General features: G+C 60.3%; 11 protein-coding genes. 3 read left to right on the top strand and 8 right to left on the bottom strand.

Annotated elements, in window-relative coordinates:
• Positions 1-72 precede the first annotated feature (72 nt).
• Complete coding sequence (locus ACVWY9_RS01605) at positions 73-1,623, bottom strand: YifB family Mg chelatase-like AAA ATPase (protein WP_011434260.1); 1,551 nt, start codon at positions 1,621-1,623, stop codon at positions 73-75.
• A gap of 469 nt (positions 1,624-2,092) precedes the next feature.
• On the opposite strand from ACVWY9_RS01605, the gene ACVWY9_RS01600 reads away from it, so the two are divergent.
• Genes ACVWY9_RS01600 through ACVWY9_RS01590 form a run of 3 tightly spaced genes read left to right on the top strand, consistent with a single transcriptional unit; the run spans position 2,093 to position 5,412 of the window.
• On the top strand, positions 2,093-4,048 hold the full coding sequence (locus tag ACVWY9_RS01600) for a peptidase M3 (RefSeq protein ID WP_457387321.1): 1,956 nt from the start codon (positions 2,093-2,095) through the stop codon (positions 4,046-4,048).
• Positions 4,049-4,055: 7 nt separating this feature from the next.
• On the top strand, positions 4,056-5,036 hold the full coding sequence (locus ACVWY9_RS01595; protein WP_457387320.1) for a DNA adenine methylase: 981 nt from the start codon (positions 4,056-4,058) through the stop codon (positions 5,034-5,036).
• 43 nt (positions 5,037-5,079) lie between these two features.
• Positions 5,080-5,412 (top strand): BolA family protein, encoded by a 333-nt coding sequence (locus ACVWY9_RS01590; RefSeq protein WP_414344795.1) that lies wholly within the window; start codon positions 5,080-5,082, stop codon positions 5,410-5,412.
• A gap of 132 nt (positions 5,413-5,544) precedes the next feature.
• On the opposite strand, the gene ACVWY9_RS01585 is transcribed toward ACVWY9_RS01590, so the two are convergent.
• From ACVWY9_RS01585 to ACVWY9_RS01555, 7 genes are all read right to left on the bottom strand, one after another.
• On the bottom strand, positions 5,545-6,882 hold the full coding sequence (locus ACVWY9_RS01585) for an RNA-guided endonuclease InsQ/TnpB family protein (protein ID WP_457387319.1): 1,338 nt from the start codon (positions 6,880-6,882) through the stop codon (positions 5,545-5,547).
• A gap of 135 nt (positions 6,883-7,017) precedes the next feature.
• A complete protein-coding gene (gene sufU / locus ACVWY9_RS01580) occupies positions 7,018-7,500 on the bottom strand; it encodes a Fe-S cluster assembly sulfur transfer protein SufU (protein ID WP_011434254.1) in 483 nt (160 codons plus the stop codon).
• Between the two features lie 167 nt (positions 7,501-7,667).
• Positions 7,668-8,846 carry an NAD(P)/FAD-dependent oxidoreductase gene (locus ACVWY9_RS01575; RefSeq protein ID WP_457387318.1) on the bottom strand — a complete coding sequence of 393 codons (1,179 nt, stop codon included), beginning with the start codon at positions 8,844-8,846 and terminating at the stop codon, positions 7,668-7,670.
• A complete protein-coding gene (locus ACVWY9_RS01570) occupies positions 8,843-9,670 on the bottom strand; it encodes a sulfurtransferase (RefSeq protein WP_457387317.1) in 828 nt (275 codons plus the stop codon). Before ACVWY9_RS01570 ends, ACVWY9_RS01575 begins: the two co-directional genes overlap by 4 nt.
• Positions 9,671-9,708: 38 nt before the next feature.
• Positions 9,709-11,805 carry a tetratricopeptide repeat protein gene (locus tag ACVWY9_RS01565; protein WP_457387316.1) on the bottom strand — a complete coding sequence of 699 codons (2,097 nt, stop codon included), beginning with the start codon at positions 11,803-11,805 and terminating at the stop codon, positions 9,709-9,711.
• Positions 11,806-11,993: 188 nt separating this feature from the next.
• A complete protein-coding gene (gene cobM, locus ACVWY9_RS01560) occupies positions 11,994-12,794 on the bottom strand; it encodes a precorrin-4 C(11)-methyltransferase (protein ID WP_457387315.1) in 801 nt (266 codons plus the stop codon).
• Positions 12,795-13,101: 307 nt separating this feature from the next.
• On the bottom strand, positions 13,102-14,295 hold the full coding sequence (locus ACVWY9_RS01555) for an RNA-guided endonuclease InsQ/TnpB family protein (RefSeq protein ID WP_457387408.1): 1,194 nt from the start codon (positions 14,293-14,295) through the stop codon (positions 13,102-13,104).

The raw sequence follows: 14,295 nt of genomic DNA, 5'->3' as shown, positions 1-14,295 counted from the left end.
TGGCAGTGAGGGAAACCCTATCTGGGAGGGGGGCTGGGGGTGGTCGCGTCAGCGGCGCCGAGCGCTTGGGCTTTACAGCCGAGCGCGATCCAGGCTGCGGTATTGAATCGCTTCGGCAATGTGGGTGGGGGCAATGGCCTCCGCGCCCTCGAGATCGGCGATGGTGCGGGCCACCTTGAGGATGCGGTCGCTCCCCCGCGCAGACAGGGCCAACTTTTGGATGGCGCTTTCCAAGAGCTTGCGACAGGGATCCGAAAGGGAGCACCACTGCCGCAGGTGGCGGGATTGCATCTGGGCGTTGCAGTGGATCCCAGGCTCGTTTTGAAAGCGCTGCCGCTGCCGTTGTCGTGCCCGCTCCACCCGCCGCTGCACCGCTTGGGAAGATTCGCCGCCCTGGGCGCGGACAATTTCTTCCGGCTTAAGGCGGTTGACCCGCACCTGCAGGTCGATGCGATCCAGCAGCGGGCCGGAGAGCTTGGACCAGTAGCGCTCCCGCTGTTGCGGCGTACAGGTGCAGGGGTGAACGGGATCCCCGTAGAAGCCGCAGGGACAGGGGTTGGTGGAGGCCACCAGGGTGGTTTGGGCGGGAAACTCTAGGGAAACGCGGGCGCGGGAGATGGTGACTTTGCCATCTTCCAGGGGTTGGCGCAGCACCTCTAACACCTCCCGCCGGAATTCCGTCAGCTCATCCAGGTACAGGATGCCATGGTGGGCCAGCGAGATTTCCCCGGGCTTGGGGTAGGGGCCGCCACCCACCAGCGCCACTGCCGAAGCCGAATGGTGGGGAGCGCGAAAGGGCCGCTGGGCGATCAGGGGGGTCTGGCGTCCCAGGTGCAGGTTTTGCCGCAACAGGCCGGCTGCCGAGTAGATGCGGGTGATCTCCAACATCTCTTCCCACTGCAGCTGGGGCAGAATGCCGGGCAGTCGCCGCGCCAGCATGGTCTTGCCCGCTCCCGGGCTGCCCACCAGCAACAGGTTGTGCCCGCCGGCTGCCGCGATCTCCAGAGCCCGCCGGGCATGTTCTTGCCCCTTCACATCGGCCAAATCCAGCAGGGGTTCCGTTTCGGTTGGCAACATCTGTTCTGGCTGGATCCGCACCGGCTCAACTCCCTCTGGGTTTTGCAGCCAGCCCACCACCGCCGCCAAGGAGGGCAGCCCATACACTTGGATCCCTTGCACCACCGCTCCTTCCGGCCCATTTTCCTGGGGTACCACCAGGCGGCGGATCCCCATCTCGGCAGCGCTGGCGGCAATAGGCAGAACCCCGGCCACCGGGCGTAGGGTGCCGTCTAGGGCCAATTCCCCCACCATCAGGGTGTTGGCCAGCGCTTCCCCCTCGATCACCCCGGAGGCCGCCAAGATCCCGATGGCAATGGGCAGATCGAAGCTGGGGCCCTCTTTGCGCAGATCGGCAGGGGCCAAGTTGACGATGATCCGCCGCTGGGGTAAAGCAAAGCCGGAGTTCTTGATCGCCGCCCGCACTCGCTCTTTGGCCTCCTGAACGGCAGTATCGGGCAGTCCCACCAAGGTGATCTGGGGCAAGCCACCGCCCACATCCACCTCCACCGTAACCTGCACGGCCCGGAGTCCCAGCAGAGCGGCAGCAGTGACTTGGGCAAACAATGCTGTCACCTCCCTCGGATAGTTCTTTTACCCTTTGCACAAGTGGCCGCAGGCCTATTCTGTCCCAACACGTATCCTGGCCGAAATTGGGATCCCCACGCTGCCGGCTGCATTTGCCCAAGGAGAATGTCACAATCATCTCAGGTTTTTCCTGCCCCCAAGGAGGCACGTCGGTTTTCGCAGTCGCAGTCTTTAATGAATGCGGGATCCCGGATCCGAGCTTGCCGAATGGCTCAGGCTTGGGTTGGCTGTTGCTGCCGCCTTTGCGCAGCACAGCAGCGGTGAGGCTATGTTCTGACCAGGATGGGAACCCCCAGGGGGGGATAGCAGGGATCCGGATCCCTCTGATCGCAGCCTGCACCTCCAACCCAGATTTCCCCAGCCATTTGCCCTTTGGCAGAGGTCAAAAGGCGGGCACACCCCTCTGCCGACAAGCCAACAGAGGGACGACCCCATCTCTAGGAGGCTGATGCCGGTGGTCTTTCCTGCTGCTGAACCCCCTTTCGAGCGTTTCTCTGGCTCTGGGAAAAAGCGCGCCCTAACCTGGAATGAACTGGAGGAGCAGGTGCAGCAGTTTGCCCAGCGCTACCGGGGGCAGGTGGTCCAGCTCAGCCCGCCAGAGCTGGCGGTGGCGCTGCAGGAGTTGTCGGAGCTGACGCAGGCGCTCGCCCTGGCAGCCCATCTTGCCGAGGGTTGCGAGAGCAGCAGCCTTCCAACAGCGATCCCGGCTGAGGCCGAACCAGAGATGGCCTGGACGAAGGCAGACCCCAGCTGGAGGGATCTGGAGCGGGCCATCTCCCTGCAGAGCCAGCTGTTGTTTTTCCCCCTGGAACTGCAATCCCTGACCGCCGTTCCCCTCGGCGAACCCGCAGCTGAGACGCCGCAGGAGCGAGAGGATCGGCCCTCGGATCCCTTGGCCGCTGCTTGTGCCGAGCCGGAGCTGCGCCCCTTTCGCCAGTTTTTGTGTCGCCTCCTGCAGCAGCGGGGTCACCAACAACCGGAGCCTCTGGAGTGCCTGCTCCACCAACAGTACCCAACAGGAAGGTTAGCTTGGCGGCAGTTGTGGCAAGTGACCCTGAACTCGCCTGCTGCGCTCCCAGAGCACACTCTTGTCCAGCTGCAGAGCTTACAAACTCACGCCAGCGCGGAGATCCGCTGGGTGGCCTACCAGCGGCTAGTCCAACACCTAGAAGCCCATGCCGATCTGGGTGGGTTTATCCTCAGCACCCTGATCCGCGACCACCTGTGGGAGGCCCAATGGCGGGGCTATGACTCTGCTGCCGAGCTGTATCTGGCCCGCCAGGGCCTGACTCAGACCTTTTTGGAGAACCTATTGGAAGGGATCCGCGATCGGTTTGACCTGTTCCAGCACTATTACCGCCTCAAAAGCAGAACAATGGGACGTTCCATTCGCATCTGCGATCTGCATGCGCCCTGGGGGGATCCCGTGCCGCCCCTGACCCCTGCTGAGGCCACCTCTCTAATCTGGGCAGCCCTGCAGGACTTCTGCCCCGAGTGTGCGGCCCAGGCCAAACCCTGGCTGCTGGAAGTCGGCGCTATCGCAACCGAGGCAGACAAGCCCACTCGCGTCAGCGAAACAGAGTCCTCGTCTAGACCAGGAGAAACGGGATCCGGCGGGAGCGAGCTCTTGTTGAAGACCCTTGCCACCCTCAGCCGGCGGCTCCGGCCTGAGGATCCCCAAGTTTGGCTGGATCTAGAGGAGATGCAGGGGAGTTCCGCACTGCTGCCGCGAGCGTGGGGGGTGCAGGCTCACACCGTCTTTTTGCAGCAAATACTCCTGGATCACCTGGTTGCATTGGCAGTGGGATCCCCTCGCATGGGCAGGCCTGCTCTTTACGACCCAGAGGGGCAAACTGCTCCGCAGCGCTGGCGGGAACGCTCCGGCAGCCTCCAGTTGGCCCAGGCCCTGTTGATACATCATCTGGAAGCCCAGTTGCAGGCGGTGTTTTACCAGGGTTTGATCGGTCGGCTGGAGCTGCTCCTCTATCGGTCGGGGATCCCCGAATGGGAAAACGGTGTAACCTACTCCTCCTGGGTGAGCGAAGAGTGGTTGAAGCTGTGTCAGGAGCTGTGCGGAGATGCGGTGGAACTGTTGCCGGAACACCAGTTCTACTGGGTGGGGATGCCGGAGCTGTTTCTCCACCCCTTCAGTGCCTATCAGGCCAGCCTTGCCAGCCTGGTGGCCTTGGCCTGTCACCGCCGCTATCATGATTCTCCGCGCAACTTTCTGCCCCACTACCTTCGTTGGTTGGCCAGCCCGCTCGGATCCCTGACTTTGGAAGAAACCACCCAGCTGCTGCAGGCAGATCTGAGCGACCCAGGGGGAGTGTTGCAGGCGCTGGAGGAGCTGGAGCATTGGATCGAGACGCTAGAAAAGCTGCTGGAAGAGAATCCAGATCACTGAACCAACGATGACCCACCCTTGTTCTCTTGGACATAGGCGTGCTCTGCGGCGGGAAGAACTCTGGAACCCTGTACCCGACTCCTGCGAACCCACCCCAGCGGAGCCAGCCGTTAAAGCGCGTCCCTTCCTAAAATGGGCAGGGGGAAAAGGGCAACTGCTCAGCCAATACGAACCCTTTTTCCCTCGCACCTGGAACACCTATCACGAGCCCTTTTTGGGGGGTGGAGCGGTCTTTTTTCATCTGGCCCAAGGGATCCCATCGGGTTCTCGACACTTTGTTTTGTCGGATATCAACCCTGAGCTGGTAAACGTGTATTGCTGCGTGCGGGATCACGTGGAGGAGCTTATCGCCCTGCTCAGCCACCACCAAGCCCACCACAGCCGGGATTATTACTACACCATCCGCGCGGCTCGATTTGAAGATCCGGCGCAACGGGCTGCCCGCCTGCTGTATCTGAACAAGACCTGTTTCAACGGCCTCTACCGGGAGAACTCGCGGGGAGAGTTCAATGTTCCTTTGGGCCGTTACCGTAATCCCCGCATTTGCGACGCGGAGAACCTACGGGCCGTGGCACGAGTTTTGCAAGGCGTGGAGATCGCGGTGCAGCCGTTTTGGCAGGTGCTCGAACGAGCCAAACCCGGAGATTTCGTCTATTTGGATCCCCCTTACCATCCCCTTTCTGCCAGCAGCAGCTTCACCGCCTACAGCCGGTTTGCCTTCGGCGAAGCGGAACAGATCCGCCTGCGAGAAGTGTTTGGAACATTGGCCGACCGAGGCGTGCAGGTGCTGCTCTCCAATTCCGATTGCCCCTTTGTGCGGGAACTGTACCGGGATTACCCCATCCAGACCATCTCTGCCAGCCGTGCCATCAACGCCCAGGGCCACAAACGCGGTCCCATCACCGAGGTCTTGGTGCTGAGCCATCCCAGCCTGGCCACCGCCTGCAGTGGGCCGGAAGAGATCCCGTTTTGCCCCGGAACCGTCTAGGGTAATGGATGAGCAGGTCGAGATCCAAGGCGGGATCTCGAGCTTGGACACACTATTGCTCCGCAACGCTGACGCGACGAGACAACGGGAACAACAGCGCATGGATCCACGAGAAATTGAGGCATTGGTACGGGCTGCCCTACCCGGCGCAAGGGTGCAGGTGGAAGACACTGTCGGCGATGGCCATCATTTCCAGGCCATCGTGGTGGCGGAACAATTCCAGGGCTTGCCCCTGATCAAACAGCACCGGCTGGTGAATGAGGCCCTGAAAGCTTACCTGCAGGATGGCCGCCTACATGCTTTAGCCCTGCGCACCTTTACCCCCGCCCAGTGGGAGCAACTCCAGGGGCTGGATTCTGGTTCATCAGCCAATTGAGCCAAGAGGAGCATTCCCAGTCGGGCTGTGCATCGCCTCAACTCCTCTCTCCCTTTGAGAAAGGGGCTGAAGCTGTCGCAAACGGGAATCTTGACATCCTCCCCGGCCTGAAGGCTGGAGATTCCTACCACGCTACGCATGGATGGCTCCTTGCGCAGTCGTCTCGGCGGGTTCCTGCTTCCGACCGCCCGTGCAGTTCGATCCACAGGCCATCCGGGCTGACACGGGTGGTTGATCCACCCGCATCCCGACCGCAGCGTCGGCCGTGTCCTGCCCTTCGTCTCGCAACAGCTGTATCCCGCGAGCAAGGATGTTGATGGCACCGACCAGAAAGGCCTCCGGCCCGCTGCCGCGAAAGGCCTCCGGCCCGCTGCCGCGATCGGCGTTATTCTCATAGCCGCACGCCACGCACTCGAACCAGGCTTGGGTCTGGCGGTTGTCTGATGAAACATGGCCGCAACATGGACAGGTGCGGCTCCTGTTCTGCGGCGGCACGACAATGAGCCTGCCACCTTTCCAGGCCAGCTTGTACTCCAGCATGCAGCGGAACTCATACCACCCCTGGTCGAGAATGGCTTTGTTTAACGCTGACTTGGCGCGGACGTTCTTCCCAGGAGCATCTGCTGTCCCTGCCGCCAACTTGGACATATTCCGCACCTGCAAGTCCTCGATGCACACCATCGCGTGGTTTTTGCAAATCGCGGTCGAGACCTTGTGCAGGAAGTCGCGGCGGGCGTTGGCCATCTGAGAATGAATACGCTGGAGGCGGGCTTTTGCCTTCTTCCAGTTGTTGCTGAACTTGACTTTGCGGGAGAGCGCTTGCTGTGCCTTGCGCAAGCGCGCCTCGTGCCGCTTGAAGCTGTTGAGGGGCGCGTAGAACGTGCCGTCCGAGAGGGTAGCCAAGCGGGCAATACCGACGTCGATGCCGACTACGCCGCCCTTCGGCTTGGGTTGCTCCACCTCGCGCTCGGTCTGGATCGACACGAACCACTTGCCAGCGTGCTTGGATACGGTGACGCTCTTGACCTTGCCCACCACGTCGCGGCTATTGCGGTAGCGCACCCAACCAAGCTTAGGCAGGCAGATGCGGCTGTTGGCCTGGTCCAGCTGGATTTGCTTGGGGTCGGGATAACGGAAACTGTCCGACCGGCCTTTTTTCTTGAACTTCGGGAAGCCGGCGCGTTGGGCGAAGAAGTGGCTGTAGGCTCGCTCCAAATCCTGGAGCACCTGTTGCAGCGGATGCACCGGCGCATCCGCCAGCCACGCCGTATCTGCGCTGTGGCGCCACTCGGTGAGCAGCTGGCACAAGCCCGCATAGCCTAGCTTTTTCTGACCTTGCTCGTGACGCTCCTTCTGCAACGCCAGTGCTTTGTTGTAGACGAACCGGCAGGAGCCAGCAAAGCGGCGCATCTGCCGTTCCTGCTGGCCGTTGGGCAGCAATTCGTACTTGAAGGCTTGAAGTTGTTGCACCGCTCAATCGTATTCTTGGCCTATGCGTGATGACAACGATATTCACATGGCCGACACTGCGTTTTTAAAGGGCGTCGGCTACGGTCGGCGCTATCCTTCCCTGCCCTGAAGGACGGGGCTTGCCGCGCCTTTTGGTCAGTCGGTGTTTTCGTTGCTCACAAAGGCCGACCCATTGGCCTGGGGTTCGGGCGATTCCAGCGCGTATTTGAGCGCATGCCAGGCCAGGTTGGCGCATTTGATGCGCACTGGAAATTGGGCTACCCCTTTCATGGCGTTCAAAGCCCGTTGCTCCCGCGGGAACTCTTCGCCACCGCGCATCATGGCTTGGAAGCGCTCCACCAACTGCAGAGCTTCGGGGATGGTGCGCCCCCGCACCGCATCCGCCATGAGATCGGCAGAAGCCAGGGCAATGGCACAGCCTGCCCCCTCGAATTTGATATCGACAATCCGCTCCTGGCTGGGATCCAGTTGTAAGGTGAGGTCGATGGTGTCGCCACAGGAGGGGTTGTGGCCACGTTGGTGGCGGTGGACGGGATCCACTCTGCCGAAGTTGTGGGGCTTTTTGTACCGCTCCAGAATGACTTGCTGATAGAGTCCGCGCAGGTTATCTAGAGGCATTGTTGCTCCTGGTTGGTCGCTGCTCTGGCCGGTCGGCAAAAGTCGATCCGCTCATAGCCCATTGCCGCCGGGAATAGCCATAGTTCTCAGATATTCAGGATTTGGGAAGCGAGCCCGACCTGGCCCATCTGGTTTTGATCTTAACCCCGTTCTTGGTAGAGCTTGAGTCAGTAGAAAAACTCCTGCCAGCGCAGGGGCTTAAGTTTGCGCATGTACAGCCAATCAAAAAAGTTCTTCAGCACCGTGGCTGCATAGCCGCGCCAGACCAGCCTGCCTTTCTCGGCAACGGCAACGCGGTTCCCCACCGTTACACAAACAAAAACCGTGGCCTGCGGTCGGTAGGGGATCAGAGGTTGGCCGCGGATGAGCCGCAGCAGGTTTTGGGCTGCAATTGGCCCCTGGCGCACCGCGTACACGCCGATCTTGGGCAAGAGGCGGGATCCCCAAACAAAGTCAGCGCAGTCCCCCACCGCCAAGATGTGCTCTGAGCCTTGCACCCGCAGGTATTTGTCCACGAGCAGGGCTCCCGTCGGCCCTGTTGGCAAGCCGCAGGTGCTCAACCAGCTCGGCACCTGGAAGCCACCTGCCCACAGGCGGGTCTGAGCTATCAACTCGGTGCCATCCGAGAGCCACACGTGCTCCGGCCCAAAGGCTTTCACCTGACATCCGGCCCAGATTTCCACCCCCAGATGGCGGATTTCCCTTTCCACCGCCCGGCGGAAGGGTTCCGAGAAGCCCTCGACCAGATGGGCCTGGCGATGGATCAAGATCAGCCGGGCTTGAGCCAAGGGGATCCCTGTTTCTGCGCTCATTTCCCGGCAAAGATCGTAGAGTTCCCCCATCAGCTCTGTGCCGGTACAGCCTCCCCCTGCCACCACAAAGGTCAACAGACCCGGCGTCGGATCCCCCTGGGCAGCCCGTTGCCAGCACTGCCGGATCCAGGTTTGGGCGGCCACCAATTGTTCTGCCGGTCGAATGGTAAAGGCATGTTGGATCCCATCGATGGGGCGCAACTCCCGGCCCACATTCACCAACAGATAGTCGTAGGCCAGAGTTTGGATCCCGGCTTCGCTCTCCAGGGTCAGGGTTCGGGCTTCGGGTTGGATGTGGGTGACTCGCCCCGGCAAAAACTGGGCGCCGTTGGCTTGAATATGCTCCAGCAAAGGGATCCGCACCAGCTCCAGAGAAAACCGACCACTCAGCAGCCGCGTGGACATGCCTGAATTAACACTGTAGGGATAGGGGTTGATGGCGATCACCCGTGCCTGCCCTTTGAGCGCCCGCAAGGCGTCGATGGCTCCATAGCCACATCCGGCCAAGATCACAGTGGGCAGGGATCCCCTCATGGCTGGAGCGGGAACTTCTGGAGATCCCCGGCCGCCCATTCCAGGATGGAACCGGAATAGCTTTTGGCCTGCCGGCCCACGTGGGTTAAAACCACCGTGACCCAAGCGGAGCGAACCCCAGCTGTGCAGTAGGCAATGATCTCGGCTTCTGGAGGGATCCCGGCTTTTTGCAGGCGGGCGTGAATTGCAGCGGGCGGCAATAGGGATCCCGCCGCATCCATCAGCTCCTTGTAGTAGAGATGCACAGCGCCGGGGATGTGTCCACCGCGCGCCTCACCATAGGGGGTGGCTCCCTTGTATTCTTGGGCTTCGCGACTGTCGAGGATGGCCACACGGTCGGAGCCAAGGCTGGCCCGCAGAGTGTCCCGGTCGATCTCCCACCGGTCGGTTCGCCGCACTACAAAGTCGCCCCGTTGCGGTTCGTCGGCGCTTTGTCGGGTTGTGGTCAGCACTCCCTCCTTCACCAGGGCCGGATAGCCCCCGTCCACCATGACTGCCTGGGGATGACCCAAGCTGCGCAACATCCAAACGATCCAGCCATCTTCTCCCCAACCCCGCAGCGGATCGGCCACCACCACCACCGGACGCCCCTGAAACACGCCAAGGCCCTGCAGCTTTTCGGTGAGAAGGGCATCATCTGCCAACAGCTTGCCGCTGTTGGCAGCCTCTGGTTGAGTAAACTCCGTCCAGTTCACCGGAATTGAACCCTTCAGGATCCCGTCGGCTTGCAATTCCGCACTGCGTGCATCCAGAAGCGTTGCCCCTTGTTGGATGAGCTGGATGGCGGTTGCAGGGCTGACCACCCAACCTGGCGTTGGTGTCATGGGTTGAGAGAACCTTAACTGGAAGATCCTATCCCACCTTACGGGACGAGTAGGCCGGTATGGGCCTCTTCCATCTGTTTGGAGAGAAGCCGTTGCAGGCTCACTCTGGCTTCGGAGAAGTTGGGAGCGATTTCCAAAGCCGAGCGAAAGTGTTCAATGGCCTGCTCCAGCTTGCCTTGGCGGGCAAGGATGGATCCCAGACGATAGTGAGCTGCTCCATAGCTGCCATTGCTGCGAATGGCCCGTCGATAGCTGATCTCCGCTGAGGTCAAATCCCCCTTAATGCGCGACGCCTCTCCCATGCCAAAGTGAGCTTCGGGCAGATCTGGGTCTCCTTTCAAAGCCTGTTCAAACTGCTGTATAGCCTGCTGCAACTGTTGAGGCTGGATGAACTTGCGCCCAGAGGCATCCCGTTGTTTGGGGCCCAGGTAGGCTAGGCCAATGGCGGCCATCGCTTCGTGCAGATCGGGGGCCAGCTCCAAAGCCCGCCGGTAGTTCTTCACAGCTTCGCTGTATTGCTCTTGGCTTGCCAACACCAGGCCCAAGCCGTAGTAGGCGCGAGCCTGCTGTCTTTTGAACTGGCCATTGAAGATCACCTGGCTGAACTCCTGGCTGGCTTGAGCCAGATGGCCTGCATGTACCATTGCCAAACCCAGATCCACCCGCACAGCGGCTGCCAACTCAGGAGCGAGATCCAGGTTGAGAGCAGTTCGGAAGGCTGCGATTGCCGCTTTTAGCTGTCCTTTGCGCATCAGCGCTTGTCCCATCACGGCGTGGCCCAGGCCCAGGCGATCATTCAACTCCAAAGCAGCCCAACAGGAATCGATGGCCTCGTCCCATTGCCCCAGCTTGAGGCGAATTTGAGCAACGCAAAGATGGGCCTCGCTGAAGTGGGGATCCAGCCCCAGGGCCTTTTGTTGCTGGGCCAACGCTTCTGCCCAGTTGCCCTTCTCTGCCCAGGCTTGGCCGAGCAGGCTATAGATCTCAGCTTGGGCGGATCCCTGGGTGAGGGGGAATGCTTCGGGTAAGTGGGCCAGAACTTCATCCGGCTGATGCTGGGCCAGCCACTGCCGTGCTAGAGCCTTCAGGGTTTCCACCAGGTGGGTGTTGATGCCGCTCCAGTTCGGGTTCAGGTGTTTGGCCTGTTGGTAGTGGCTCAATGCCTCCTGCAGTCGGTTGGTTTTCGCCAACAGATGGGCCAGTTCAATGTGGGCCTCTACGTGATCTGGCTGTCGCCGCACAGCCTCCTGAAACCGCTCCACTGCCTCAGGAATTGGATTGGCCTGTAAAAAGGACAGCCCTTCTGTAAAGGGATCCTGGGATCCCTCCCGCTCAAAGGTGTTGATGGCACGCCGGCCTTGCCAACCCAGCCAGCCCCCCCCTGCAGCCAAGATCAACAGCGGGATCCCCAGCCCCAGCGATCTGGCTCGGGCAGGAACATCGGCTTGCCCAAAAGAGCGCACCACCAACCCAGCCCCCAGCAGGAGAGACAAAGCCAGAGCTCCCCCCAAGAAGGGCCTTAGAGCAGGCCTGTGCAACCATTGATTGTGCAACCATTGATCAAGTGTCGGAAAGTTGGCCAGAACGTCGATAGGAGAACTGGGGCGAGCAGTTGTAGGCAGAGGGGTCGGGATCCCGTCTTGGGAAGGGGCATGGCCAACCGAGGCCTGGCTTGGAGCCGCTTCTGGCCAGCGCTCTTTCTGAATTTTGGGAACCGGTGCCCCCAGAGTTTTAACTTTGCGAAAATCGGAGTTGTGGTCGGGATCCACAACAGGTTTTTGGGCCTCCAGCACCCTGATCTCGGAAATCTTGGTGCCCGGTAATACAATCTGCGTGGCATCGGCACTGCTTTCCCCAGAGGACAAGTAGAAGACTTTTTTCCACTGCGGCTGTGTTTCCCCCTGAAGCCGACCGTACACCACCAGTTGGCTAACTCCCTGCACAGGCAAGCCCCCCAATTGGCTGGCAACTCGATGCAACACCATAGAGCGGCTAAACATCCCCTGCCGTGGGAGATCCACCATGAGGTAAAGGACATCTTGCTTCAGGGCCGAACGGGTTGGCAGGGGGGCCAGGGCCTTCTGCAGAGCCTTGATCAGGGTTTCCACGCTGCGAGCAGCAGATGAGCCAGCCATAAAGTTAGAGTTCGCAAAGTTAAGTTAGAGAGTGAAAAAATGGTCTTGTAACAACTCCAATCCAAGAGGGATCCACTTCTCTCGGCAAAAACGAGTACCCCCTCGCCAGAAGTCAAGGCCTCTGACCTCATCTTGCTGCCTCATTGTGCTCAATCTGCCGGAGTCCGTCAATATACTGAAAGAGCCTGTTACAAACGGGGCTGCCGGCCCATTCTGGGACGGAAGAGGTGGGTGTGGTCAGGGCTGTAGAGCCGCGAGCGGGCAGATCTGGAGCTTGACAAGCCTTTCAAGGCAGGGCTGACGAGATAGAGCACTGTGCGTTCTAAGCCGGCTTGCCGGGTGAGGGCGGCCATCTCGGCCAGGGATCCCAGCCAGATCTGTTCGTCCGGCCAACCCAAGCGATAACAAACGGCAACCGGGGTATCGGCGGGGTAGTGAGCCAGCAGATCTGCCTGCGCTTGTTCTACGTGGCGGGCGCTCAGATATAGACACAAAGAGGCGCGGTGGGCTGCCAGACTGGCCAGGGCTTCTGCTTCCGGTACCTGGGTGCGACCGCTGGCGCGGGTGAGGATAATCGTCTGTACCAACTTGGGTATGGTCAACTCCACCTGCAAACGGGCGGCTGCCAATTGAAAGGCGCTTACTCCCGGCACGATCTCAAAAGGGATCCCTGCCTCCGCCAGCCGGATCAGCAGCTCGTGCAGAGCGCCGTAAAGGCAGGGATCCCCATCCTGCAGCCGCACCACCCGCAGCCCCGCCTTGACCCGTTCCACAATTTGCGGCAGCAGCGTTTCCAGCGTGAAGGAGCGGGTGTCAATGGCCTCAACCCCAGGGCGACAATGAGCCAGCACTCCCTCTGGCACCAAAGAACCTGTGTAGAACACTACATCGGCTTCCGCCAGCAACCTTTGCCCCCGCAGGGTAATCAGCTCCGGATCCCCGGGGCCAGCCCCGACAATGTAGACAGGCCACGACGTCGGTTCGCGCATTTGCTTGCTTCCTACCCCTTCAAGGGCCTCTTTGAAGATCCCTTTTCCAAAGTCTTTTCAAACTGGATTCCAAGGGAACTTATCTGGAGGCTCAAGCATGCAAGATCACGACAGGCACTCGCATCCCATCTTAAGGTACGTTCGGAAAGACTATTATCCCTACGTTGTTTTACCCCAGCCGATTGCTCTCCTCCTGAGGGGGCCAGATCTCCCACCTTGCCCGCTGGAGCCGGAGCCGCCACAGATGCCTGCCCGTCCGCTGGAGCCGGAGCCGCCACAGATGCCGGAGCGCCCAACGGAACGTAAACTACCCGGCCCTGACTGCTTCGCAGTACAGGGCGGGCTTTCGGTAGCCCTGCAGTTGGCAAGCCAACCACGGGCCTCTAGGCTGGTTTACGACAGCCCCAAGCTTGGCAATCATGTTGGCCCCATTCCAGTCCGCATCCCCTTCCCATCCACAGTGCCCACACTTGAACTGCTTCCCACTGCGATAGGATTGCGTAGGATCGGGATGGACGTGCAAACACCGGTGGCAGGTCTGCGACGTGTAGGCAGGCGGCACCAGAATCAAGGTAACCCCTGCACGCAGAGCCTTGTATTCCAGAAACTGCCTCAGCTGGTAGAACGCCCAACTGTTGGCCCTGCGCCGTTCAGCTTTGCTGCGTGGCTGTTGATTGACCCTTTCCCGGATCCCTGTCAGGTCTTCCAGAGCAATAGCGCTGTTGGTAGCTTTTGCCCTAGAGACAATAGCTTTGGAGATGCGATGATTGACCCACGCCTGAAAGCGTCTCTCCTTGCCAGACAGCCGTTGCAACAGTTCTCTGCATCTGCGCCGCGAACTGCGTGTGCCCTTACTGGCTTTACGTTGGAGCGCCGCTCTCAATCGGGAGTAGTGGTCGCGGACTCTGCTCAACTGCTGTCCATTCCAGTTGTCCCCCTCTGACGTATGGGCAATATCTGTCCTCCCCAAGTCCACCCCGATCACCTTGTCGGTATCTTGTTGCTTGGGTGGCTTTTTCTCTACGCAAATCTGGATGTAGTAGGAGCCATCTTTGCGCTTGATCAGCGTGGCAGCTTTTGGGTTGGAACCAGCCAGCATCCCACGCTGGTAGTTGCCAATGGCCAGTTCAAAGCGTTCTCTCCCTTCCACCGTGGTCAGCGACACCGTCCAGTCTTTTTGACGGAACGAAAAGATGCGAGCGTCGTAGGTAACAAAGCCGCTCTTAAACTCCTTGACGGGACGCTTTTTCTGCTTAGCCACTTTGCGGGAACCCGCTACCCGTCTGCACACCTGTTGAGCCAAGTTACTGGACAAGCCAAACCGGGCTCGAATCTCGTAGTAGCAAAGGGATTGCAGTTTGACCGCGTTGACGATCTTCTCCGGCGTGTTCTGGTTGACCCAATTCAAGGCTTGGCCAAAAGCCTCCATCGTCGCGTCCAATTTGGCGGCTTGCGACGGGGACACCTTGAGCTTGCAGGATATGGTCAGGACTTGGCTCAT

The sequence above is a fragment of the Thermostichus sp. OS-CIW-31 genome (assembly GCF_054060305.1).
This window is presented reverse-complemented; position numbering and strand designations above follow the sequence as displayed.